Annotated in this window: 25 protein-coding genes; 16 read left to right on the top strand and 9 right to left on the bottom strand. The window is 63.5% G+C overall.

Annotation, left to right across the window (positions count from 1 at the left end; translation table 11 throughout):
- Nucleotides 1–44 precede the first annotated feature (44 nt).
- From CK219_RS11845 to CK219_RS11870, 6 genes are all read left to right on the top strand, one after another.
- The gene (locus CK219_RS11845; RefSeq protein ID WP_095766942.1) at nucleotides 45–563 is read left to right on the top strand and encodes an RNA polymerase sigma factor; all 519 of its coding nucleotides are present in this window, start codon (nucleotides 45–47) and stop codon (nucleotides 561–563) included.
- The gene (locus CK219_RS11850; protein ID WP_095766943.1) at nucleotides 560–1,354 is read left to right on the top strand and encodes an anti-sigma factor; all 795 of its coding nucleotides are present in this window, start codon (nucleotides 560–562) and stop codon (nucleotides 1,352–1,354) included. Before CK219_RS11845 ends, CK219_RS11850 begins: the two co-directional genes overlap by 4 nt.
- Before the next feature lie 207 nt (nucleotides 1,355–1,561).
- A complete protein-coding gene (locus CK219_RS11855) occupies nucleotides 1,562–2,659 on the top strand; it encodes a GNAT family N-acetyltransferase/peptidase C39 family protein (protein WP_095766944.1) in 1,098 nt (365 codons plus the stop codon).
- Nucleotides 2,660–2,663: 4 nt separating this feature from the next.
- A complete protein-coding gene (locus CK219_RS11860; RefSeq protein ID WP_095766945.1) occupies nucleotides 2,664–4,127 on the top strand; it encodes a RimK family protein in 1,464 nt (487 codons plus the stop codon).
- 237 nt (nucleotides 4,128–4,364) lie between these two features.
- Nucleotides 4,365–4,637, top strand: a complete 273-nt coding sequence (locus tag CK219_RS11865) for a DUF3303 family protein (protein WP_095766946.1) — start codon at nucleotides 4,365–4,367, stop codon at nucleotides 4,635–4,637.
- Nucleotides 4,638–4,748: 111 nt separating this feature from the next.
- Nucleotides 4,749–5,384: a hypothetical protein gene (locus CK219_RS11870; RefSeq protein WP_095766947.1), complete on the top strand. Its 636-nt coding sequence runs from the start codon at nucleotides 4,749–4,751 to the stop codon at nucleotides 5,382–5,384.
- Here the strand turns inward: CK219_RS11870 and CK219_RS11875 are convergent.
- Nucleotides 5,369–5,659 carry a LysR substrate-binding domain-containing protein gene (locus CK219_RS11875; protein WP_095766948.1) on the bottom strand — a complete coding sequence of 97 codons (291 nt, stop codon included), beginning with the start codon at nucleotides 5,657–5,659 and terminating at the stop codon, nucleotides 5,369–5,371. The genes CK219_RS11870 and CK219_RS11875 overlap by 16 nt on opposite strands.
- A 218-nt stretch (nucleotides 5,660–5,877) precedes the next feature.
- Between CK219_RS11875 and CK219_RS11880 the strand changes: the two genes are divergently transcribed.
- Complete coding sequence (locus CK219_RS11880) at nucleotides 5,878–6,768, top strand: fatty acid desaturase family protein (protein WP_095767179.1); 891 nt, start codon at nucleotides 5,878–5,880, stop codon at nucleotides 6,766–6,768.
- Between the two features lie 13 nt (nucleotides 6,769–6,781).
- Here CK219_RS11880 and CK219_RS11885 read toward each other — a convergent pair whose 3' ends face one another.
- The 3 genes from CK219_RS11885 to CK219_RS11895 all read right to left on the bottom strand — a co-directional run bounded on the left by CK219_RS11885 (nucleotide 6,782) and on the right by CK219_RS11895 (nucleotide 10,485).
- Nucleotides 6,782–8,917 carry an EAL domain-containing protein gene (locus CK219_RS11885; RefSeq protein WP_095766949.1) on the bottom strand — a complete coding sequence of 712 codons (2,136 nt, stop codon included), beginning with the start codon at nucleotides 8,915–8,917 and terminating at the stop codon, nucleotides 6,782–6,784.
- Nucleotides 8,918–8,983: 66 nt separating this feature from the next.
- Nucleotides 8,984–9,622, bottom strand: a complete 639-nt coding sequence (locus CK219_RS11890; protein ID WP_095766950.1) for an HD family hydrolase — start codon at nucleotides 9,620–9,622, stop codon at nucleotides 8,984–8,986.
- Nucleotides 9,622–10,485 carry a folate-binding protein YgfZ gene (locus tag CK219_RS11895; RefSeq protein WP_095766951.1) on the bottom strand — a complete coding sequence of 288 codons (864 nt, stop codon included), beginning with the start codon at nucleotides 10,483–10,485 and terminating at the stop codon, nucleotides 9,622–9,624. Before CK219_RS11895 ends, CK219_RS11890 begins: the two co-directional genes overlap by 1 nt.
- An 85-nt stretch (nucleotides 10,486–10,570) precedes the next feature.
- Here CK219_RS11895 and CK219_RS11900 point away from each other — a divergent pair, with 85 nt between their 5' ends.
- Nucleotides 10,571–11,902, top strand: coding sequence for a dihydroorotase (locus CK219_RS11900; RefSeq protein WP_095766952.1), 1,332 nt, complete (start codon nucleotides 10,571–10,573; stop codon nucleotides 11,900–11,902).
- A 50-nt stretch (nucleotides 11,903–11,952) separates the two neighbouring features.
- Entirely contained in the window at nucleotides 11,953–12,177 is a 225-nt protein-coding gene (locus CK219_RS11905) for a hypothetical protein (RefSeq protein WP_095766953.1), read from the top strand.
- Nucleotides 12,178–12,299: 122 nt separating this feature from the next.
- Here the strand turns inward: CK219_RS11905 and CK219_RS11910 are convergent, their stop codons facing one another.
- The 4 genes from CK219_RS11910 to CK219_RS11925 all read right to left on the bottom strand — a co-directional run bounded on the left by CK219_RS11910 (nucleotide 12,300) and on the right by CK219_RS11925 (nucleotide 14,698).
- Nucleotides 12,300–13,088, bottom strand: a complete 789-nt coding sequence (locus tag CK219_RS11910) for a hypothetical protein (RefSeq protein ID WP_176476992.1) — start codon at nucleotides 13,086–13,088, stop codon at nucleotides 12,300–12,302.
- 124 nt (nucleotides 13,089–13,212) lie between these two features.
- Nucleotides 13,213–13,470 carry a hypothetical protein gene (locus CK219_RS11915; protein ID WP_040984202.1) on the bottom strand — a complete coding sequence of 86 codons (258 nt, stop codon included), beginning with the start codon at nucleotides 13,468–13,470 and terminating at the stop codon, nucleotides 13,213–13,215.
- A 353-nt stretch (nucleotides 13,471–13,823) separates the two neighbouring features.
- The gene (locus CK219_RS11920; protein ID WP_095767180.1) at nucleotides 13,824–14,201 is read right to left on the bottom strand and encodes a TIGR02301 family protein; all 378 of its coding nucleotides are present in this window, start codon (nucleotides 14,199–14,201) and stop codon (nucleotides 13,824–13,826) included.
- Nucleotides 14,202–14,272: 71 nt separating this feature from the next.
- Nucleotides 14,273–14,698 carry an NUDIX hydrolase gene (locus CK219_RS11925; protein ID WP_095766955.1) on the bottom strand — a complete coding sequence of 142 codons (426 nt, stop codon included), beginning with the start codon at nucleotides 14,696–14,698 and terminating at the stop codon, nucleotides 14,273–14,275.
- 116 nt (nucleotides 14,699–14,814) lie between these two features.
- Here CK219_RS11925 and CK219_RS11930 point away from each other — a divergent pair, with 116 nt between their 5' ends.
- Nucleotides 14,815–15,576: an SOS response-associated peptidase gene (locus CK219_RS11930; RefSeq protein WP_095766956.1), complete on the top strand. Its 762-nt coding sequence runs from the start codon at nucleotides 14,815–14,817 to the stop codon at nucleotides 15,574–15,576.
- Nucleotides 15,577–15,686: 110 nt separating this feature from the next.
- Here the strand turns inward: CK219_RS11930 and CK219_RS11935 are convergent, their stop codons facing one another.
- On the bottom strand, nucleotides 15,687–15,842 hold the full coding sequence (locus tag CK219_RS11935; protein ID WP_095766957.1) for a hypothetical protein: 156 nt from the start codon (nucleotides 15,840–15,842) through the stop codon (nucleotides 15,687–15,689).
- A gap of 392 nt (nucleotides 15,843–16,234) precedes the next feature.
- Here CK219_RS11935 and cysS point away from each other — a divergent pair, with 392 nt between their 5' ends.
- From cysS to pip, 6 genes are all read left to right on the top strand, one after another.
- Nucleotides 16,235–17,686, top strand: coding sequence for a cysteine--tRNA ligase (gene cysS, locus CK219_RS11940; protein WP_095766958.1), 1,452 nt, complete (start codon nucleotides 16,235–16,237; stop codon nucleotides 17,684–17,686).
- A gap of 274 nt (nucleotides 17,687–17,960) precedes the next feature.
- Nucleotides 17,961–18,359, top strand: coding sequence for an endonuclease domain-containing protein (locus CK219_RS11945; RefSeq protein WP_095766959.1), 399 nt, complete (start codon nucleotides 17,961–17,963; stop codon nucleotides 18,357–18,359).
- On the top strand, nucleotides 18,356–18,742 hold the full coding sequence (locus CK219_RS11950) for a VOC family protein (protein ID WP_095766960.1): 387 nt from the start codon (nucleotides 18,356–18,358) through the stop codon (nucleotides 18,740–18,742). Before CK219_RS11945 ends, CK219_RS11950 begins: the two co-directional genes overlap by 4 nt.
- 21 nt (nucleotides 18,743–18,763) lie before the next feature.
- Nucleotides 18,764–19,255 carry a GFA family protein gene (locus CK219_RS11955; RefSeq protein WP_095766961.1) on the top strand — a complete coding sequence of 164 codons (492 nt, stop codon included), beginning with the start codon at nucleotides 18,764–18,766 and terminating at the stop codon, nucleotides 19,253–19,255.
- Nucleotides 19,252–19,728: a GFA family protein gene (locus CK219_RS11960; protein WP_095767181.1), complete on the top strand. Its 477-nt coding sequence runs from the start codon at nucleotides 19,252–19,254 to the stop codon at nucleotides 19,726–19,728. The genes CK219_RS11955 and CK219_RS11960 overlap by 4 nt, the downstream gene beginning before the upstream one ends.
- Nucleotides 19,725–20,690: a prolyl aminopeptidase gene (gene pip / locus CK219_RS11965; protein ID WP_095766962.1), complete on the top strand. Its 966-nt coding sequence runs from the start codon at nucleotides 19,725–19,727 to the stop codon at nucleotides 20,688–20,690. Before CK219_RS11960 ends, pip begins: the two co-directional genes overlap by 4 nt.
- Nucleotides 20,691–20,719 lie beyond the last annotated feature (29 nt).

Below are 20,719 nucleotides of genomic sequence, written 5' to 3' on the forward strand. Positions count from 1 at the left end.
GGCGCGTTCTATCCGGATGGAAAGCGACCTCGAAACAAGCGGTCATGGACGCCAAGAAGGCAGCGATCCTGAGCGAAATACCGCGGCTGCGGCGCTATGCGCGCTCGCTGCTGCGCGAGCGCGATTCCGCCGACGACCTGGTCCAGGATTGCCTGGAGCGGGCGCTCGTGCGGCTCGACAACTGGCAGACGGGAGAGAGCCCCCGGAGGTGGCTGTTTACGATCATGCATCACTTGTTCATCGACCAGATGCGCAAGGTCAACCGGCGAGGCGAGGCGGCGATACTGCCTCTCGAAGCCGGTGAGGCCCAAGCCGCGCCCGCCGATCAGGTCGAGACCATCGCCTCGCGCGAGATCATGGATGCCTTGCAGGCGATCAGCCCCGATCGCCGCGCGGCATTGGTGATGGTCGCCATCGAGGGCTTTTCCTATGCCGAGGCCGCCAACATCCTTGGCGTGCCGGCCGGCACGCTGATGTCGCGCATCGCGCGCGGCCGCGAGGAATTGCGAGGATTGCTCGACGACACATCGCGCCGCCGCTCGATAAGGATCGTCGAAAAATGACCCGCAGCGATTTTTCCGAACGCGATATCCATATGGCCCTCGACGGCGAACTGCCGGGCGAGGAGCGCATGGCTTACGACGCCTGGCTCGAGGCCAATCCCGAGATGAAGGCAAAGTCCGCGCGCTACATCGCCGACCGCGCCGCCATGCGCGCCGCCCTGGCCGGCGTGATGGAAGAGCCGGTGCCGGCAAGGCTGCGGCAGGTCGTGCTTGGCGAGGCGCCTGCAAAAGCATCGCCCTGGCGCTCGCGCTGGTGGCTCTCGGCCGCGGCCGCCGTTGTGCTCGCTGTGGGCGGCCTCGGCGGCTATGTCGCCGGCATCGACAGCGTCAGCCGCGGCGACGACGGCGACGACCAGCTCGCCGAGCAGGCGATCGCTGCCCATGTCTTGTACGCCGCCGAGAAGCGCCATGCCGTCGAGGTCCCGGCAAGCGACAAGGACCATCTCCAGACCTGGCTGTCGAACCGAGTCGGGCTGAAGCTGGTCGCGCCCGACTTGGCGGCCGAGGGCTTCCAACTGGTCGGTGGCCGGCTGCTGCCGGCCGGCGGCCAAGGCAAGGCGGCGATGCTGCTCTACGAGGACGCCAAGGGCGAGCGCATCTCGCTCTTCGTCACCGCCGAATCGTCGGCGACGTCCAAGGGCACCTATACTGCCGAGGGGGGCGAACCGGAGGCGGTCTACTGGCTGGATAAAGGCTATGCTTGCGCCGTCGTCGGCTCGTTGCCGCCGGAGCGGCTGTCGGATGTCGCAAAAACCGCTTATGGCCAGCTCGTGGCAGGCATATCGAGCTGAACCGGCTGCCTTTTTCGGCGGCCGGCAGCCCTTTGAACGGCAGTCCTGTTCAAACGCTTTGCCCTTTCCAGCCGGGGCGGAAACTGTCACAATTCAGCCCTAATCAAGGAGCGATAGCGCTTGATGGATACTGACGCTTCGGCCAGTATTCGCGACGCATCCACCGGGGCCGTTTCTTAAATCCAATCGAGGTTCTCCCAAGCCCGCATGCCTGCCGAGATCCGCAAGGCCCGTGCGTCAGACGTCGATGACCTCGCCGCCATCGAGAAGGCTGTTTTTCCGGGCGACAGGCTCTCGCGCCGCTCCTTCCGCCAGTTCATCGAACGCGAAACCGCCGAGATGCTGGTGGCCGAGAACGAAGGCCGCGTCGCCGGCTATGCGGTGGTGCTGTTTCGCAAGGGCAGCGGAGTGGCGCGGCTCTATTCCATCGCCGTCGGCCCATTCTTCGGTCGGCTCGGTATCGGCCGCCTTCTGCTGGCGGCCGCCGAGGAAGCGGCCTTCGAGCACGACCGGCTGTTGCTACGCCTCGAAGTGCGCGAGGACAACGACCGCGCCATCCGGATCTACGAGCAGGCCGGCTATCGGAAACTGGGCCGCGAGCCCGACTATTACGAGGATGGCGCCACGGCGCTGCGCTACGAAAAGACGCTGCGCGGCGACACCTCGACCGCGACCAGGGTGCCTTTCTACCAGCAGACCTGCGAGTTCACATGCGGCCCTTGCTGCCTGATGATGGCGATGGCCAATTTCGATCCTGGCTTCGTGCCCGATCCGGTCATGGAAATCCGCCTGTGGCGCGAGGCGACCACTGTCTTCATGATGTCCGGCCCCGGCGGCTGCGAGCCTTTCGGCCTGGCGGTCGCCGGCTACGAGAGCGGACTTGCGGCCGAGATATTCGTCTCCTTTTACGGCGCGTTGTTCCTCCAGTCGGTGAGGAGCGAGGACAAGCGCCGGGTGATGGAGCTTGCCCAGGTCGATTTCCGCCGCCGCGCCGAACTCTACGGCATCCCTGTCAATTACCGTCCGTTCGGCATCGGCGACATCCGTGACGCCCTTGCCGAGGGCAAGCTGGTTGTGGTCCTGATCAGTGGCTTCCTGATGTTCGGCAAGAAGGTGCCGCATTGGGTGCTGGCCATCGGCGACGATGGCGACCATATCCTGATCCACGACCCCTGGGTCGAGGATGAAAGGCAGGAAACGATCCTCGATGCCGCGAATATTCCGGTGCCCTACGACATCTTCATGAACATGGCGCAGTTTGGCCGCGACGGTTTGCGCGCCGCCATCACTTTGGGAAAACGCTGAGACAATGACCTGGGTTATCCTGACAGGCAGGCAGAACGATCTCGATCAGGTGGCCACACCCCACAAGATCATCACCAACCGCGACTATCTCGCGCATCCGGCGCTGTTCCGCGGCCAGCGGCCGAAGGTGATCAACCTGTCGAACAATTACGGCTACCAGAGCCGCGGCTACTACGCCTCGCTTCTCGCGGGCTCGCGCGGCCACAGGGTGATCCCGACCGTCGAGACCATGATCGACCTTTCGGAGCGCAAGCTCTACGAGCACGCGCTGCCGGAGCTCGAGCTCGCCCTGAACAAATGCCGCAAGGATCTCGGCGGGATTTTTCCGGCCAAGGTCGCGATCTTCTTCGGCATCGGCCCGTCGAAAGTATGGGATCGTTTCGCCAAATTGTTGTTCGACTGGTTCCGCGCGCCGGCGCTCGAGGTCCATATCAAGGACAGCGCCGAATGGGCCTCGATCCGCAAGATCGGCTTCCTGCCGCTTGCCCGCATGTCCGAGGATGAGGAAGAGTTCTTCCTGCAGTGCCTGGACACTTACACCAACCGCGAATGGCGCGACACCAAGGGCCGCACGCCGGCGCGCTATACGTTCGCGACGCTGGTCGACCCGCATGAGGAACTGCCGCCGTCGGAGATTTCCTCGCTGCGCTATTGGGCGAGAATCGCCGAGAAGATGGGCGTCGAGGTCGAGCCGATCACCAGGAAGGACCTCGCCAAACTCGCTAACTACGACGCGCTGTTTATCCGCGAGACCACGGCGATCTCCAACCACACCTACCGCTTCGCGCGCCGCGCCCAGCAGGAAGGCATGCCGGTGATCGACGATCCGCTGTCGATGATCCGCTGCACCAACAAGGTCTATCTCAACGAGCTGATGACCTACAACAAAGTGCCGGTGCCGCCGACGGTGATGATTGCCGGCACGTCCGACTTCGAGGTGGCGGCGCAGACGCTCGGCTTCCCCCTGGTGCTGAAGATCCCGGATTCGTCTTTCTCGCGCGGCGTCAAGAAATGCGAGAACATGTCGGAGCTGACCAAGCTCGCGACCGAATGGCTGGACGATTCCGATCTCTTGATCGCGCAGAAATTCATCCCGACCGAATATGACTGGCGCGTCGGCGTGCTCGGCGGCCAGCCGCTGTTTGCCGTGCATTATCTGATGGCGAAGAAGCACTGGCAGATCGTCAACCACAAGGCCAGCGGCAAGCCCGACCAGGGCGGCATCAAGACGTTCACGCTGAAGCAGACGCCGCCGCATGTCGTCGAGACGGCGGTGCGGGCGGCAAAATGCATCGGCGACGGGCTCTACGGCGTCGACCTCAAGGAGACCAAGGACGGGGTCTTCGTCATCGAGGTCAATGACAATCCCAACCTCGACCATGGCTGGGAGGATTCGGGCGAGAAGGACGAGCTCTGGGTACGGCTGACGCAGTGGTTCCTGGAGCGCCTGGAGAGACCGGACAAGTAGCGGCGGGAGAAGAGGAACTGAGGAACTGAAGAACTGAAGAACTGAAGAACTGAAGAATGGAGTGTCTGGCGGAACCATCTGTCCTTGCGTCATCAGCCCATCATTTCTTAATCTCCTCAGTTCCTCAGTTCCTCAGTTCCTCAGTTCCTCAGTTCCTCAGTTCCTCAGTTCCTCAGGTCATCAGTTCCCCAGTTCCCCACTTCCTCAGTTCCCAATCAATCAAACCGAGGGAAACAAATGCTGTTCCTAGTGATCGAGGACTTTCATGGCGCGGACCGCAAGGAGATCTATCGCCGCTTTCGCGACAAGGGCCGGCTGAAGCCTGACGAGCTCGTTGTCCACCACTCCTGGATCGCGGCCGATATGAGCCGCTGCTTCCTGCTGGTGGAGGCCGATGACGTCACGATCCTGCAGCGCTGGGCCATCGAGTGGAACGACCTCGTCGAGTTCGAGATCGTTCCGGTAGCGACGAGCAAGGACATGGTTGCGGCGCTGGCCGGGCATCTCTAAGCGAATATCCTGGCCCGCCGTTTCTTCAATTTGCGCAGAACTGCCTAACTGCGTCTTAAGCCCGGCTTGCTATTCCGCCTATATTGTGGATTGCCCAGAGGCTCTAAAAAGATGATCAGGCTGTTTCAATCGGGCAATTGCGGCCAAATTCTTTACCTCGTTCTTTTGGTCTTCTTGATCGGGTTTGATTTTGCCAAGGACCCTATCCAGCATTTTCTGGTCGGGACCAAAGAGAACATTCAAAGGCAGATCTATGCGGCTGACGGCAACAGTATGGCCCTGAGCCAAAAGTCCTTTGTCGAGGAACTGAGGACGCCGGACTATGGGATGCACGATAAGCCGAAATCCGCCGAGCAACTTGCTTCCGGCATGGTCGCCAGAGGGCTCGCTATGGAGGCAAAGAGCTCCGCCATCGGCACGGTCTATATCTCCATCCTTGTGGCGATGGGCTTTGCCACCATCGTCGCGATCATTTGGATGGTATTCGCCCGCGTGCGCGACATTGGTTGGCCGGCCGCGGTAGGGTTCGGCGTTCTTGCGCCGAAGCTTGCAATTTCAGTTCTTCCCGGCAGGCTTCCGCCGCCGGCCTTTGACATCCTGCAATACAGCTTCATCGCCGCGATGATAGTGCTTGGGTTCGTGCCGGGTGGATTTGCCCACGGACCGCGTGCCGAACCGGCTCGGCAGGCAATCATACCCGAGCCGGCGCGTCGTGCCCCTGGCCAATTCGGTCAAAGACGGCGCTGAGCTGCGGCGCCAAGCGCCGGCGATCCGACCGCGCGCACGCATTCCCCAATCAGCCATTCGCGGAACGCCGCCACGATATCGCGTCTGGCGCCGCGTTCCGAGAACGTCGGGCAGTAGGGCTGGCGCAACTCCAGCGATCTGGCAACGGGCCGGACCAGCCGGCCGGCTTCCAGCGCCTGGGCGCAGTAGACGCCTTGCGCCAGCGCCATGCCCAGCCCTGAAATGGCGAGATCGAGCACTGCCCGCGACGAATTCGCGGAGAGACCGCTCTGCATTGCGTGGTCCGCTTCGCTTCCCGTCGCCTCGAAGCAGTTGCGCCAGGATGGGAAAGATGCGCCGGTCGGTCCTCAGTCGGTCCGCGCAAGGAGGGAAGGGCGGCCATGACGATCCGAAAGATAAGATTACCTTACCTATTTCGCGGAAATCCTCGTTTTTCGAGAGGTTTGTTTCTGGGTATCGTGATCTCATGAACGCAATCGACCACGACGCAGCCATCGACCATCGCTCCGTGATAGCCTCGCTGACGAATGAGGAGCGCAGCCGGCTGACCGGCAAATCGGATGGGCCGGCCCTCGTTCAGTTGGCGCTCCATCTCGGCGCGATCCTCCTCTTCGGCGCGCTGATCGCGGCCAAGGTGCCGTTCTGGCCGATCCTGATGCTGCCGCAGGGCATCCTGATCGTGTTCCTGTTCACGCTGCTGCATGAAACGGTGCACAGGACGGCGTTCGAAACGCAGTGGTTGAACGATACCGTCGCGCGCTTTTGCAGCCTGGCGCTCGCGCTGCCGGCCGACTGGTTCCGCTACTTCCATTTCGCCCATCACCGCTTCACCCAGGATCCCGAAAACGATCCGGAGCTGGCTTTCCCGAAGCCCGAGACGGTGCGGCAATACATCGTCCACGTCTCCGGCCTGCCGGTGTGGTGGGGGCATGTCAAGACGCTCTACACCAATGCAATTGGGCGCTGCCGCGACACCTACGTGCCGCCGAAGGGCTTGCCGAAGGTGAAGGCCGAGGCACGGGCGATGACCGCCTTCTATGTCGTCCTGCTGGCGCTTGCGGTCTGGTTCAGGGCCTCGGTGCTGCTCTATGTCTGGATCGTGCCGGCGCTGCTCGGCCAGCCGTTCCTCAGGCTCTATCTGCTGGCCGAGCACGGTCGCTGTCCCTTTGTCGCCAACATGCTGGAAAACACCCGCACGACGCTGACCAACTGGTTCGTGCGCAAGCTCGCCTGGAACATGCCTTATCATGCCGAGCACCACGCCTATCCCGGCGTGCCTTTCCATCAGCTGCCGGAATTTCACCGCCTGATCGAGCGGCATCTCAAGGTGGTCGAGCCAGGCTATGTCAGCTTCCATGCGAAATATGTCGGGACGCTACGCTGACGGACGGTGTCACTCAGCCTGATTGGCGCAGCTGCGCCTGCGAGCGCAGCAGCCTGCCAATGTCGGACGCCTTGGCCGGCACGCCGATCAGAAAGCCTTGCGCCTCGCCGCAACCGGCTTTGCGAAGCATATCGAGCTGCGCTTCGGTCTCGACCCCTTCGGCGGTGACGGTGATGCCGAGCTCGGCGCCGAGCCTGATCACCGTGCGCACGATCGCCGCCGTGTCGCGCTTGTCGAGATCGCGGATGAAGGAGCGGTCGATCTTGATCTTGTCGACGGGGAAGCGCCGAAGGTAGCCAAGCGAGGAATAGCCGGTGCCGAAATCGTCGAGCGCGATGCGCACGCCGAGACCGCGCAACTGGCTCAGCGTCTTCAGCACCGCGTCGCTTTCGTCCATCATCACCGTCTCGGTGATTTCGAGCTCCAGGCGGTTGGCCGGCAGGCCGGAAAAGGCAAGCGCCGAGATCACGCTGCGAGCGAAGCCGCCGCTCTTGATCTGCGCGGCCGAGACATTGACGGCCATGCGCATCTCCGGCGGCCAGTTCGCCGCCACGTTGCAAGCCTTGCGCAACGCCCAATCGCCGAGCTGCACGATCAGTCCGGTTTCCTCGGCGGCGGCGATGAAGTTTTCCGGCGATACCAGGCCGCGCGACCGCGAGCGCCAGCGCATCAGGGCTTCCGCGCCGACAATTTTGCCGGAGCCGATGTCGAGGATCGGCTGGAAGTCGAGTTCGAATTCGCGCCTGGACAGCGCTGCCTCGAGATCGGCCTCGAGCGCCCGGCGCTCCCGCATCAGGGCATCCATGCCCTGCTCGAAGAAGCGATAGACGTTGCGCCCTTCGCTCTTGCCCCGGTAGAGCGCCATGTCGGCGTTGGTGAGCAGCGTGTCGGCGTCGTGTCCGTCGCCGGGATAGAGCGCGATGCCGAGGCTCACGCCAACATGCATCTCTCGCCCCTTGTCGCGATAAGGCTTGCCGACGATCTCGACGATGCGCTTGGCGAGCTTTTCGGCGCCGGCGGCGCTCTTGATGCCCGACTGGATGATGGCGAATTCGTCGCCGCCGAAGCGCGCCACCACGTCCTTGCTGCTGCGCACGGCCTGCTGTAGCCGCTTGGCGACGCATTTCAGCAGCCAGTCGCCGGCCGGGTGGCCGAACGTGTCGTTGACGGCCTTGAAGCGGTCGAGGTCGAGCGACAGGATTGCCAGCGGCTTTGCCTCGCCAAGCGCCTGGTCCAGCTTTTCGCGAAACATCGACCGGTTGGGCAGGTTGGTCAGCGTGTCGTGATGCGCAAGATGCGTCATGCGCTCTTCGGTGCGCCGGCGCTCGGTGACGTCGTCGAAGGTCACCACCCAGCCACCGCCGCTCATCGGCTGACGGACAACCAGAAATGTCCTGCCGTCGGCAAGATACCGGTAAGTCGAATGCATCTGCCCCGCCCGCAGGCAAGCTTCGGTCTTGGCGACTTCGCTGTCGACATCGATCTTTGTGTAGATGCCGAGCTCCAGCAGTCGTTTGAGCGCGTCCCGGTGCGTCGTGCCGAACGGGAAATCTGCCGCGGCTACGTTGTAGAGCTCCAGAAAACGCTGATTGCGCACGATCATCTTGCCGCCGGCGTCATACATCAGCAGGCCTTGCGACATGTTGGCTAAGGCAGCGTCGAAGCGGCGGTGCTGCTCCTTCAGCTCCTTTTCGGCGCGCCGTTGCACGGTCACGTCCTCGTAGATCGAGACCCAGCCGCCGGAAGCCAGCGGCCGGTGCGAGATGACGATGATGCGCCCATCCGCCAGAGCCTCCTCATAGGTCGAGGGCTTCGCGCCGTCGATATAGGGCTTGCGGACGGCATAGAGCTCCTCGGCGCTTTGCGAGGCGATGCCGATATCGACGCTGTGCTGGAGGATGTCGAAGAAGCGGATGCCGGGCTTCATCACCTTGGCGTCGAGGCGGAAGAGGTCGATATAGTTGTGGTTGCAGATAATCATCCGCTCATCGGCGTCGAACATGCACAGGCCATGCGACATATTCTCGACAGCCGCCGCGAAGCGCTCGTTCTGCGCGCGAAGTTCTTCGGCTATTCGTCGCACCGGGCCAACACCGGCCGCTCTTCGCTTGCCGGCGAACGAACCAGTCTTGACATGTGCGCCGGGCATGAGCACGCCTTCGGATCGTGACCGAACGCAAATACTGTCCTGCTCGCCGGTTAATTTAGCGTTCTATTAAGGGGTGGAATTGACCGCGTGCGAAGACTGGCGCCTGGTTTCCAGCGTCTTGAAACGCCTGAGAAAAGCTGTTTGCGCCCAGGTCACGGATTTTGGTGTGAAGTCGAAGCTATCGGCGGAGAAGCCGCGTGGCCGGCCGAAATACTCGGTCGCCTCAGCGGTCGAAAAGCCGGCCAGTAGCGTCGCCTCGAAATAGGCGGCGATCTGGTCGGCGCGCTTGATGTCGTTGCGCAAGGAGGCGGCGAGTTCCGCCGGCAGCGAGAAACGCAGATGGATCGCGCGCTGCAGGCGCAGCTCGCAATCCTTGTAGGAACCGCCCATCACCGATTTGAACGGCGAGATCATGTCGCCGATGACATATTCCGGCGCATCATGCAGCAGCGCTGCGAGCCGCGCCTCGGCCGGGGCGGCAGGCGCCAGTTCACCGTAGAGAGCTTCGACCAGCAGCGAATGCTGCGCCACCGAGAAGGCATGGTCGCCTCTGGTCTGGCCGTTCCAGCGCGCGACGCGGGCGAGCCCGTGCGCGATATCGGCGATCTCGATGTCCAGCGGCGAGGGATCGAGCAGGTCGAGCCGCCGGCCGGACAGCATGCGTTGCCAGGCACGCGGCGGCGCGCCGGCCCGGTCGGCCGCCATCAGGCCTCCTCCGCGCTGACCGCACCTTCAGGGAAGGTGTACTTCACCCAGGCGGGAATGGCGAGCCTTACCGGAATCTCGCCCGCCGTGATCGCCTCGCCGGCATCCAGCGCCGCCTTGACGCGGTCGATGCGGGCAATGGCGAGACCGGTCCGGTGGCCGACAGACCCGAGCGTGCCCACCAGTCGGCCGGCCACGGTGAGCTCGGTCCCGGCGGCGGGCAGGGGGCTATCGGCCGAAGCGATCAGCACACGGCGCCGCGCGGTGCCGCGATGTTGCATGCGCGAGACCACTTCCTGGCCGATATAGCAGCCCTTCTTGAAACCGACGCCGCCCGTCTCGTCGAGCAGAACGTCATGCGGGAAGGCGTCGCCAAGCTGGTAGTCGCTGCCGCTTTCGGCAATGCCGTTGCCGATGCGCATGTTCAGCCAGCCATTCGGGTCGCCGCCGTCCCGCGCCTCGCCGCCATAAGTGCGCGTAACCGTGATATCTTGAAACCGCGTGTCGGAGAGCGCTGTTGAATCAGAACGTGAGGCGGTTGAATCATCACCCCATGCGACTGTGACAAGCACCTGATCCTGCTTGGCGATCTCGGCCTTTGCCCTTAGCCGGTAAAGCATCAGCCTGCGCACGAAGTCGTCGGCGATGTCGGCCCGGCATTCCAGTTGGAAGCCATCGTCGCCGGCGCGCGAGACCAGGAAATCGAACAGGATCTTGCCCTGCGGCGAAAGCAGTGCGCCGGGTCTCACCTCACCGGGCGCAAGCATGTCGAGATCGGTGGTGAGGATGTTCTGCAAAAAATGCTCGGCATCGGGGCCTGACACGGAAATGAGCGCGCGGTCTTTGATTTGGGCAAAGGGCATGGGCGTGAAATCGGCCTGATCTTGCAAAACGTCCGGTCATTACGTAAGCCGGCCACACTCCCCCCGCAAGAGATTGGACCTGCCAATGGCAACCACCTTCGACCTCATCCTGACAGGCGGCATGGTGGTCAACCATGACGGCGGGGGACGGCGCGACATCGGCGTGAAGGCCGGACGCATCGCGCGGATCGGCGATCTCGGCCAGGCTTCGGCCGGCGAAACCATTGACTGCACGGGCCTGCACATCCTGCCGGGCGTCGTCGACAGCCAGGTGCATTTTCGCGAACCGGGGCTGGAGCACAAGGAGGATCTGGAAACCGGCTCCCGCGCCGCGGTGCTGGGCGGCATCACCGCCGTCTTCGAAATGCCCAACACCAATCCGCTGACCACCAGCGAGGCAGCACTTGCCGACAAGGTGCGCCGCGCTACCGGCCGCATGCATTGCGACTTCGCCTTCTGGGTCGGCGGGACGCGCGACAATGCTCGTGATGTCGGCGAACTGGAACGGCTGCCGGGCGCGGCCGGCATAAAAGTGTTCATGGGCTCGTCCACCGGCGATCTTCTGGTCGAGGACGATGAAGGCGTCGCCTCGATCCTGCGCAACACCCGCCGCCGCTCCGCCTTCCACTCGGAGGACGAGTTCCGCCTGCGCGAACGGCTCGGCGAGCGCGTCGAGGGCGATCCGTCGTCGCATCCCGTCTGGCGCGACGAGATCGCGGCGCTGCGTTGCACGGAGCGGCTGGTGCGCATCGCCAGGCAGACACGCGCGCGCATCCATGTGCTGCACATATCGACGGCCGAGGAGATCGTCTTCCTCGAGCAGCACAAGGATGTCGCGACCTGCGAGGCCACGCCGCATCATCTGACGCTGAGCGCCGACGACTATGCGCGGCTTGGCACGCTCATCCAGATGAACCCGCCGGTGCGGGCGCCACGCCATCGTGAAGGCGTCTGGCACGGCATTTCGCAGGGCATCGTCGATGTCCTTGGCTCCGACCACGCGCCGCACACGCTGGCCGAGAAGGCGAAGCCCTATCCGGCCTCGCCGTCCGGCATGACCGGCGTGCAGACGCTGGTGCCGATCATGCTCGACCACGTCAATGCCGGCCGGCTCAGCCTGCAGCGCTTCGTCGATCTTTCCAGCCATGGTCCGCAGCGCATTTTCGGCATGGCCAGGAAAGGCCGCATCGCCGCCGGCTACGATGCCGATTTTACGATCGTCGACATGAGGCGGCGCGAGACCATCACCAACGCGCAGGCCGGCTCCAGGGCCGGATGGACGCCCTATGATGGCAAAGAGGTCACCGGCTGGCCGGTCGGCACCATCGTGCGCGGCACGCGCGTCATGTGGGAAGGCGAGATCGCGACACCCGGCCAGGGCAGGGCGGTGGAGTTCTCCGAGGCGCTGCCGGCCTGATCCCGCCGACATTGGATTTGTTAAGCGCTCTGCATTATCTTGGGTGGGCTATGACCGCGAATATTGCGCCGATCATTCCTGCGGAGTTTCCTGAGCTCCAGGCGCTCGCCTGGAACCGCGATGTCGCGCGCCCTATTCCCGCGAAAGAGGCCTTTGCGCTTTACGAACGCAACTGGCGCTTTGTCGACCAAAAGCGCCTTACGGCGCGTGAGAAGCTGCTTATCATGAAATTGGCCGACGAATTCGGTCACGGCATCCTTCTGACCACTGCCTGAGCCATCGCAACAATCCTCGGCAATAGGACGATCCGCTATGATCGTGTTTCTTCGCGCCCCCCTCTGTCCGGCAGGACAGAGGGGGGCGCTGTCCCGCCAGCCTTACCGAGTAAGGGCGAAATTCAATCCCCGGCGACGAAGAACAGCCACTGTCCCGTCGGCGTGATGCCGACGCGGTAGAAGATGTAGGCGCCGAACTGCTTCATGTCGTCATAGTCGCTGGCGGTGACCAGCTTGAACAATTCGACGCGCTGCCTGGCATCGAGCTTGTCGAGCGGCAGCGCGAAGAAATACGGCCAGACATAGAGTTCCTGCGGCGTGCCGGTGTCGACATGGACGTAGCCGGCCGAAAGCACCTCTTCCAGGATGGCGAGGATTTCCTGGCCGTCGCCGTCGCCCGAAAGGCTCTTGAGGAAGGTGACCGGGTCCCCATCGATGTCGCCCAGCGACAATTGCGTCATGGAATCGCCTTTGCCGATCAGCGGCCTCAGCTTCTCGATGTCGCCGGTCCGGCAGGCCTCGATGAGCAGCCCGTGCATGCGCTTGACTGGTTCGGGAAGCGTGTTGAGGTCGTAGACGACCGCGGGCGGCGGCCCGTCAGGGTCTGCGCGCGGGCTGGTGATGCCGCCATTGGCGGGCGGCGTCTCCGGCTCCGACTTGTCGGTGTCGTCGGCCGGCTGGCCGTCCGCGGGCTTGGTGCCGGGCGGCTCCGGCATCGGCACGGCAGCGCCGGGCGCGGCGCTGTCGCTATTGGCGGGCGGGGTGACCGGCGAAGGCAGGTCCTCGCGCTGAATCTCGCTCAGCGCGTAGGAAGGCGTGCTGGTGAGGCACAGAGGCAGCGCCAGGCAGGAGGCGGCGATCAGGATGCTGAGGGCCAGCCCGCGCGGCCGACCTGACATCGAAAATCTCACCGCTTGCCTCTCCATGGTTCCCGGGCTCGGTCCGGCCGGCACATTGAATGTCCGAGCGCATGGACATGATGCCCAAACGGCGCGTCAAAAGTCACTATCAAAAAGTCGCTGTCAAAACGGGTGGCTAGTGCTTCAGCCGTTCCGGCTCGAACGCGCCGGCGATCACTTTTTCCCGCATGCGGTCGAGCAGGGCAAGCGCCGAGGTCTCGCCATTGGCGCGCAACATCTCGCCGAAAGCGGTCTCCAGCGCCGCTTCGGCGATGATTTCCGGTTCGATGCCGGCCGACAGGCCCTCGGCCCACGCTTCGCTGTGGCTCTCCACGGCAGTCAGCCGCTTTTCTTCCCTGACCAAAGCGTCGATGTCGCTGACACCATGTTCCATTGCGATATCCACTTTCTACAAGCGTCGATCCGACGAGGGATCCGGCTTGGTCTGTCAGTTCGTCCGCAGTCTCAATTAAGTCTTTGTAAATACGACATTTTTACGGTCGAAATCCACATTCCGGGCGAGACTGCCCTCAATTGATGCCGAGCTTAGCCGATTAGACCGGCTTGGGGCATCGAAACCTTCAGTTTGAGTTAATTCCACAAGTGCGCGCTAACGTTTCATTAATACTGTTGCGCAAGTGCAACACATGATTGCACCAGAGCGGGACAGGACACAATAAGGCACGTCACATTGGCACCGATTGCCCGCCACAAATCTGCGCAAAACATGCAGCGGCCGACCCGGTCTCAATTGCCGTAGCGGGAAGCGATGTCGCGCGACAGCGTCTCGCCTTCCTTCATGTAGCGGGCGATGGCCTCGGTCGCCGAAGGCGTGCATCGCGTGTAGGTGCCGCTGAAGGAGCGGTAGCCGCGGTTGAACGAGGCGATGAAGCGGGCGCGCCGGTCGGGATTGGGGCTTTCCGATTCGAGCAGCTTTTCCATCTCGACCCGCCACTTGTCGCCCTTCTCGCCACACAGGTTGCGCAGGAAGTGCAGCGATCCCAGGACTTCCGCCAGCCGCATCAGCCCGGGCTCGAAAGGCGCCTCGGCGGCGGGCGCTGGGGACGCTGCGACGGTCATGCTGACGGCGAGGCACGCGGCGAGAAAAGCGGGAGCGCGGGTCATCAAAGCCTTGCGGTGAAAGGGCAGGGCTTTGTGGCGAAACATTTCGTCGCCTGCAAGGCCATTCTGGATGCTCACCGCCTTGTGCCTTGCGCTGACCCAAGCAATTCCTCGGCGACCGAGAACACGTCGCCCGCCAGCGGCATTCCTGCCATTTCCGCCAGCGTGTAGAACGCAGCGGTCTCGGCATCGTCGCTGGCAACGGGCTCGCCGCCGGCATAGGCAGCGCCGAACACGGTCAGCAGGTAGTCGACCGCGTGGTTTTCAGCATGGCCGTCGATATGGATGTCGCGTAGCGGCCGGTAGCCTGTTGCCTCGAGCCCGGTCTCTTCCTGCAACTCGCGCGCCGCGGCTTGCGCAAGCGTTTCGCCCGGCTCGACCTTGCCGCCGGGATAGGCATAGAGCCCTTGCGACGGCGCCCGCGCGCGCTTGACCAGAAGCACGGTGCCGCCGCGCACGACGGCGACGGAAACGGCCGATATGATCTTGCGCTGTTCCATGCGTGCCGATCTTTCTGCAGCCTTTTGTGGACCGATTGGGCGAATCCAGCTTTAGCCGTTGCGGCGTGGCGGTTCCATCGCCACTTTCATGGCACATCAACTGACGAGCCCGATCCATGTGCGGACGCTTTGCCCTGACCGCGACGCCGGACCAGACCGCCGCCTTGCTCGGCCTGGCCGAGCTGGAGGAATTTCCGGCGCGCTACAACATCGCGCCAACGCAGCCGGTGCTTATGGCGCTTGCCGGGCCGCGGCGGGAGCCGGGCTCGAACCTGCCGGATCGTCAGGCGATGCTGGTGCGCTGGGGCCTGATTCCTGCCTGGGCCGAGGACACCAAGGCGTTTCCGCTGCTCATCAACGCCCGCTCCGAAGGCGTGCTGCAAAAGGCTTCGTTCAAAACCGCCATGCGCCACCGCCGTGCTCTGGTGCCGGCCTCCGGCTTTTACGAATGGCAGCAGTCGGGCGGCAAGAAGGGCCAGCCTTACTGGATCCGGCCGAAGCGAGGTGGGGTGATTGCCTTCGCGGGCCTGATCGAGACTTACTCCGAACCTGGCGGTTCCGAGATGGACACCGGTGCGATCATCACGACCGAGGCCAATGCCGGCATCGCCCATATCCACGACCGCATGCCCGTGGTGATCGAGGAGTGCGACTTCGCCCGCTGGCTCGATTGCCGCACGCAGGAGCCGCGCGACGTGCTCGACCTGTTGAAGCCCGCCGAGCCCGATTTCTTCGAGGCGATTGCGGTTTCAGACCTGGTCAACAAGGTCGCCAACACCGGGCCGGAGATTCAGGAACGGGGCGTCGTCGGGCTACAGGCCGAGAAGCCCAGGCGCCAGAAGCCCGGCGCGGACGAAAACCAAATGACGCTCTTTTAGCGAAGGCTGCTCGCCTCGAGAGGCTGCTTTGGGGCCTTCATCTCCAGGGCGCTTGTTTGCGCCCTCATCGCCGGCGTCCCCATGATCGGGGACCGTGCCGGTCGTTCTTGTCAGGCGGCGCGCGGCGAGACGATCTTCTGCGTCGGCTTCTTCTTCTTCGCGGTGTGAAGAAGCGCTGCGACGATGGCCGCCGGGCCGATCGCGCGGTAGTGGCTGGCGAGAGCCGGCTGCGTTTGTCGGTCCTGTTCCTGCTTGGTGCGAGCCATGATTCTCTCCCTGATAACGGTTTCGTGTTCAGCGTTTGTCGGCTGATTCCGACCAAATCGTGACTTCTGGCGGTCTAGTCGGCGAATGTTTCATCACTGTGCCGACATGTTTAATAAAATGTTTCGGCCTGTCTTTACCTGTGACCCAACGACATGTTTCCTGAGCGGAGCGACTTGACGGCAACACCCGCCGGCGCGATAAAGCCGCCCATGAAAACGTCTTTCGCCATTTGTGGCATTTGCATTATTGGCTAGCCTCGCGCTGGTCCGGACGTTTTCGCCTCATCTTTCCCCAGATCGGAAAAAACGCCCCGGCCAGCAGGCTGGAGCCTGATTTGCGCCGTCGGCGCAGAGCTGGTTCCAGTGAACCCAAATTAAGGACCGGGAACCGCATGTCGGACGCATCGAAGGGCCTCAGCCTCTACAACACGCTGACGCGGGCGAAGGAACTTTTCGTTCCGATCGATCCGTACAACGTGCGCATGTATGTCTGCGGCCCGACCGTCTACGACTTTGCCCATATCGGCAATGCGCGTCCGGCGATCGTCTTCGACGTGCTCTTCCGTCTGTTGCGCCATCTCTACGGCGAAAGCCATGTCACGTATGTGCGCAACATCACGGATGTCGACGACAAGATAAATGCCAGGGCGCTGCGCGACTTCGGCGGCGACATCGCGGCCGGAAAGCTGTCGCTCAACGACGCGATCCGCAAGGTCACCGAAAAGACCGCCGATCAGTACCACAAGGATGTCGCCGCACTCGGTTGCCTTGAGCCCACCTACGAGCCGCGTGCGACCGAGTTCGTCGCGCCGCGCGCCGACGGCAAGGCCGACATGCTGTCGCTGATCCGGCAGCTGATCGAGCGCGGCCACGCCTATGTCGCCGGCGGCGAGGTGCTGTTCGACACCGCCTCGATGCCGGACTATGGCGAGCTCTCGAAGCGCAATCTCGACGAGCAGCAGGCTGGCGCGCGCATCGCTGTCGACGCGCACAAGAAGAACCCCGGCGATTTCGTGCTGTGGAAACTGTCGAGCCCGGAAGAGCCCGGCTGGGAGAGCCCGTGGGGCAGGGGCCGGCCCGGCTGGCACATCGAATGCTCGGCCATGTCGGCCGCCTATCTTGGCGAGGTCTTCGACATCCATGGCGGCGGCTTGGACCTGATCTTCCCGCACCACGAGAACGAGATTGCCCAGTCGCGCTGCGCCCACGGTACCAAGGTCATGGCGAATGTGTGGATGCACAATGGCTTCCTGCAGGTCGAAGGCCAGAAGATGTCGAAGAGCCTCGGCAACTTCTTCTCGATCCACGAGCTGCTGGAGACCGAGACTTTCGGCGGCCGCGCCTGGCCGGGCGAGGTGCTCAGGCTGGCGATGCTAATGACGCATTACCGCGAGCCGATCGACTTCTCCGTGCGCAAGCTGGAAGAAGCCGAAAACACGCTGCGCAAATGGAAGCGCGCCGCCGACCTTGCGCCTGTGGCGGCAAAAGAATTGCCGGCCGAGGTGGTGGAAGCGCTGTCGGACGATCTCGCCACCTACACTGCCTTCCAGCGGCTGACACAGCTCGCCGGCGAGGCGGTTGAGCACACCGGTGCCAATGAGAATACTGCCGCCGCTTCGCTGAAGACTGCGCTGGCCTTCCTCGGCTTCGATACGGGCGCGGCCAAGGTGGATGAGGAAGCGATCGCCAAGGCGATCGCCGATCGGCTGAAGTTTATCGCTGCCAAGAACTGGGCCGAGGGTGATCGAATCCGCAACGAGCTCCTGGCGCAGGGCGTGCAACTGAAGGACGGCAAGGACCCCGCCACCGGCGAGCGCGTGACTACGTGGGAGATCAAGCGGTGAGCGACCTTGCGGGATTGGCGAAAGCGTCGGCGACGGCCAATCTCCCCCCTTGCGGGGGAGATGTCCGGCAGGACAGAGGGGGGTGTGAAGGAACGCCAGCGCCTCAGCTTGCTCGCTTTGGCGACAACCATCTTCTGAGAGCGCAGCACTCCCGAGTTGCGGCCACGTTGGCGGGACAGCACCCCCCTCTGTCCTGCCGGACATCTCCCCCGCAAGGGGGGAGATTAGCCGGCGCGTCCGGTTTCGCTAATCTCCAGCGGAAGGCGGTCTGAACATGGGCCACGACCGCGTTCCCCTTGGTCAGCGCAAGAACGCCAAGTCCATGCGCCGCGCGATGACCGATGCCGAGCTGAAACTCTGGAACGAGTTGCGCGCGCATCGCTTGATGGGCATGAGCTTTCGACGGCAGGTGCCGATTGGACCTTACATTATTGACTTCGCATGTTCAGCGCATCGACTCATAGTCGAGGTAGACGGCAGCCAGCATGCCGATGCGGAACATTCACGATATGACGAGGCAAGAAGTGCATATCTAAGCGCAAGCGGCTGGACCATCCTGCGCTTCTGGAACGACGACGTGATCCGCGATATCGACAATGTCTGCAAGCACATCGTCATCGTGGCCGGCCTGGCCGATGCGCCCGCGCCACAAACGGAGGAGCTCGTCCCGTGATCGATCATCTCGGCATCAATGTCTGCAACTTCGAAAAGTCCAAGTCCTTCTACGACAAGGCGATGGCGCCGCTGGGGGCTTCGCTGCTTTACATGGTGCCGGAAGAATATACCGGCGGCGCCAAGGTTGGCGGCTATGGCCGCGACCGGCCGGTGTTCTGGCTGAGCGATAGCACGGACAAGCCCAAATCCACCCAGCATGTCGCCTTCACCGCCCGCAGCCGCGCCGAGGTCGACGCTTTCCATGCGGCAGCGCTTGCCGCAGGCGGCAAGGACAATGGTGGGCCGGGCCTGAGGCCGCACTACCACCCCAATTATTACGGCGCCTTCGTCTTCGATCCCGACGGCAACAATGTCGAGGCGGTCTGCCATGATGCGGAGTAAGCCCATGACCAGGAGTGACCGATGAGCCTCGACAACCGGCCGGTCTATACAGGCGGCTGCCAGTGCGGCGCCGTGCGCTTCCGCGTCGAGGGCGCGCTAGGTGACGCTTCGGTCTGCCACTGCCGCATGTGCCAGAAGGCGAGCGGCAATTTCTATCTACCGCTGGTCTCGGTGCGCGGCGCCACGCTCGACTGGACGCGCGGCGAGCCGAAGCGCTTCCGCTCGTCCAACGCCGTCTGGCGCGGCTTCTGCGCCGAATGCGGAACGCCGCTGACTTTCGAGGCACCGGATGGCACAGCACTGGCGATCGCCGCCTTCGATGATCCGACCGGCATCGCGCCCACCATCCAGTGGGGCATCGAAGCAAAGCTTCCCTATGTCGACGCCATCCCCAAACTGCCGTCCGAGGACACGATGGCCGATATCGCGTCTGCGCCTTACCTGGCCGAGCTCGTCTCCTATCAGCATCCCGATCACGACACCGACCAATGGCCGCCGGAGGAAAGACCATGACCGATCAAGTTCGAACAGGCGGCTGCCAGTGCGGCGCCGTACGTTTCCGAGTCCACGGCAAGCTCGGGCGCCCGTCCATCTGCCATTGCCGCATGTGCCAGAAACAGTTCGGCAATTTCTTCGGCGCGCTGGTGACGGTGCCGAAGGACGGCGTCGAGTGGACCCATGAGGAGCCGAGCTACTTTCAGTCCTCGGTCAACATCGACCGCGGCTTCTGCGCCCGCTGCGGCACGCCGCTGACCTATCGCCAGCCCGGCTCGCTGGAGATCGCCATCGGCGCTTTCGACGACCGCTCCGACCTCGCGCCGCAGATCCAGGTGAATTACGCGGTTCGCCTGCCCTGGGTGGAAAAGATCTTCGAGGCGCCGATCCTTGACGACCCCGACTTCTATCGGCGGCAGGAGCAGATCATCTCCTTCCAGCATCCCGACCACGAGACGGCCAACTGGCCGCAGCAGGGCTTGAAACTATGACGATCCACAGCGGTTCCTTGCGTACGCTCTACCCCGAGATCGAGCCGTTCGATTCCGGCATGCTCGACGTCGGCGACGGCCACACCGTCTATTGGGAGCGCTGCGGCACCAAGGGCGCCAAACCCGCCGTGTTCCTGCATGGCGGCCCGGGCGGCACCATCTCGCCGAAACACCGGCGCCTGTTCGACCCGAAACTCTATGACGTCATCCTGTTCGACCAGCGCGGTTGCGGCAAGTCGACACCCAACGCTTCGCTGGAGGCGAACACCACCTGGCACCTCGTCGCCGATATCGAGCGCCTGCGCGAGATGGCCGGCTTCGACAAATGGTTGGTGTTCGGCGGCTCCTGGGGTTCGACGCTGGCGCTCGCCTATGCCGAGACGCATCCCGAGCGTGTCAGCGAGCTCGTCGTGCGCGGCATCTACACGCTGACCCGCGCCGAGCTCGAATGGTATTATCAGTTCGGCGTCTCGGAGATGTTCCCCGACAAATGGGAGCGCTTCCTGGCGCCGATCCCCGAGGCCGAGCGCGGCGACATGATGGCAGCCTATCGCAAGCGGTTGGTCGGGTCCGACCGCAAGGCGCAAGTGGAAGCTGCCCGCGCCTGGAGCATCTGGGAAGGCGAGACGATCACGCTGCTTCCCGAGCCCGAGACCAGCGACGCGTTCGCCCAGGACGACTACGCAATCGCCTTCGCCCGTATCGAGAACCACTATTTCGTCCACGCCGGCTGGCTGGAGGAGGGGCAGCTTTTGCGCGACGCCTGGAAGCTGAAGGACATCCCCGGCACCATCGTCCACGGCCGCTATGACATGCCGTGCCCGGCGAAATATGCCTGGGCGCTGCACAAGGCCTGGCCGAAGGCTGATTTCCACCTCATCGAGGGGGCAGGCCACGCCTATTCGGAGCCCGGGATTCTGGACCGGCTGATCCGGGCGACGGATAAGTTCGCGGGGAAATAGTGATGCATGTCGCTCTCCACGGCGAAGGA

This window comes from Mesorhizobium sp. WSM4313, assembly GCF_002294725.1.
Classification (GTDB): Bacteria; Pseudomonadota; Alphaproteobacteria; order Rhizobiales; family Rhizobiaceae; genus Mesorhizobium.

What these genes read in the sequence shown, in the direction of transcription:
- CK219_RS11845 (WP_095766942.1), top strand. Translation starts at nt 45, where the DNA reads ATGGACGCCAAGAAGGCAGCGATCCTGAGCGAAATACCGCGGCTGCGG.
- CK219_RS11850 (WP_095766943.1), top strand. Translation starts at nt 560, where the DNA reads ATGACCCGCAGCGATTTTTCCGAACGCGATATCCATATGGCCCTCGAC.
- CK219_RS11855 (WP_095766944.1), top strand. Translation starts at nt 1,562, where the DNA reads ATGCCTGCCGAGATCCGCAAGGCCCGTGCGTCAGACGTCGATGACCTC.
- CK219_RS11860 (WP_095766945.1), top strand. Translation starts at nt 2,664, where the DNA reads ATGACCTGGGTTATCCTGACAGGCAGGCAGAACGATCTCGATCAGGTG.
- CK219_RS11865 (WP_095766946.1), top strand. Translation starts at nt 4,365, where the DNA reads ATGCTGTTCCTAGTGATCGAGGACTTTCATGGCGCGGACCGCAAGGAG.
- CK219_RS11870 (WP_095766947.1), top strand. Translation starts at nt 4,749, where the DNA reads ATGATCAGGCTGTTTCAATCGGGCAATTGCGGCCAAATTCTTTACCTC.
- CK219_RS11875 (WP_095766948.1), bottom strand. Translation starts at nt 5,659, where the DNA reads ATGCAGAGCGGTCTCTCCGCGAATTCGTCGCGGGCAGTGCTCGATCTC.
- CK219_RS11885 (WP_095766949.1), bottom strand. Translation starts at nt 8,917, where the DNA reads ATGCCCGGCGCACATGTCAAGACTGGTTCGTTCGCCGGCAAGCGAAGA.
- CK219_RS11890 (WP_095766950.1), bottom strand. Translation starts at nt 9,622, where the DNA reads ATGGCGGCCGACCGGGCCGGCGCGCCGCCGCGTGCCTGGCAACGCATG.
- CK219_RS11895 (WP_095766951.1), bottom strand. Translation starts at nt 10,485, where the DNA reads ATGCCCTTTGCCCAAATCAAAGACCGCGCGCTCATTTCCGTGTCAGGC.
- CK219_RS11900 (WP_095766952.1), top strand. Translation starts at nt 10,571, where the DNA reads ATGGCAACCACCTTCGACCTCATCCTGACAGGCGGCATGGTGGTCAAC.
- CK219_RS11905 (WP_095766953.1), top strand. Translation starts at nt 11,953, where the DNA reads ATGACCGCGAATATTGCGCCGATCATTCCTGCGGAGTTTCCTGAGCTC.
- CK219_RS11915 (WP_040984202.1), bottom strand. Translation starts at nt 13,470, where the DNA reads ATGGAACATGGTGTCAGCGACATCGACGCTTTGGTCAGGGAAGAAAAG.
- CK219_RS11920 (WP_095767180.1), bottom strand. Translation starts at nt 14,201, where the DNA reads ATGACCCGCGCTCCCGCTTTTCTCGCCGCGTGCCTCGCCGTCAGCATG.
- CK219_RS11925 (WP_095766955.1), bottom strand. Translation starts at nt 14,698, where the DNA reads ATGGAACAGCGCAAGATCATATCGGCCGTTTCCGTCGCCGTCGTGCGC.
- CK219_RS11930 (WP_095766956.1), top strand. Translation starts at nt 14,815, where the DNA reads ATGTGCGGACGCTTTGCCCTGACCGCGACGCCGGACCAGACCGCCGCC.
- CK219_RS11935 (WP_095766957.1), bottom strand. Translation starts at nt 15,842, where the DNA reads ATGGCTCGCACCAAGCAGGAACAGGACCGACAAACGCAGCCGGCTCTC.
- cysS (WP_095766958.1), top strand. Translation starts at nt 16,235, where the DNA reads ATGTCGGACGCATCGAAGGGCCTCAGCCTCTACAACACGCTGACGCGG.
- CK219_RS11945 (WP_095766959.1), top strand. Translation starts at nt 17,961, where the DNA reads ATGGGCCACGACCGCGTTCCCCTTGGTCAGCGCAAGAACGCCAAGTCC.
- CK219_RS11955 (WP_095766961.1), top strand. Translation starts at nt 18,764, where the DNA reads ATGAGCCTCGACAACCGGCCGGTCTATACAGGCGGCTGCCAGTGCGGC.
- CK219_RS11960 (WP_095767181.1), top strand. Translation starts at nt 19,252, where the DNA reads ATGACCGATCAAGTTCGAACAGGCGGCTGCCAGTGCGGCGCCGTACGT.
- pip (WP_095766962.1), top strand. Translation starts at nt 19,725, where the DNA reads ATGACGATCCACAGCGGTTCCTTGCGTACGCTCTACCCCGAGATCGAG.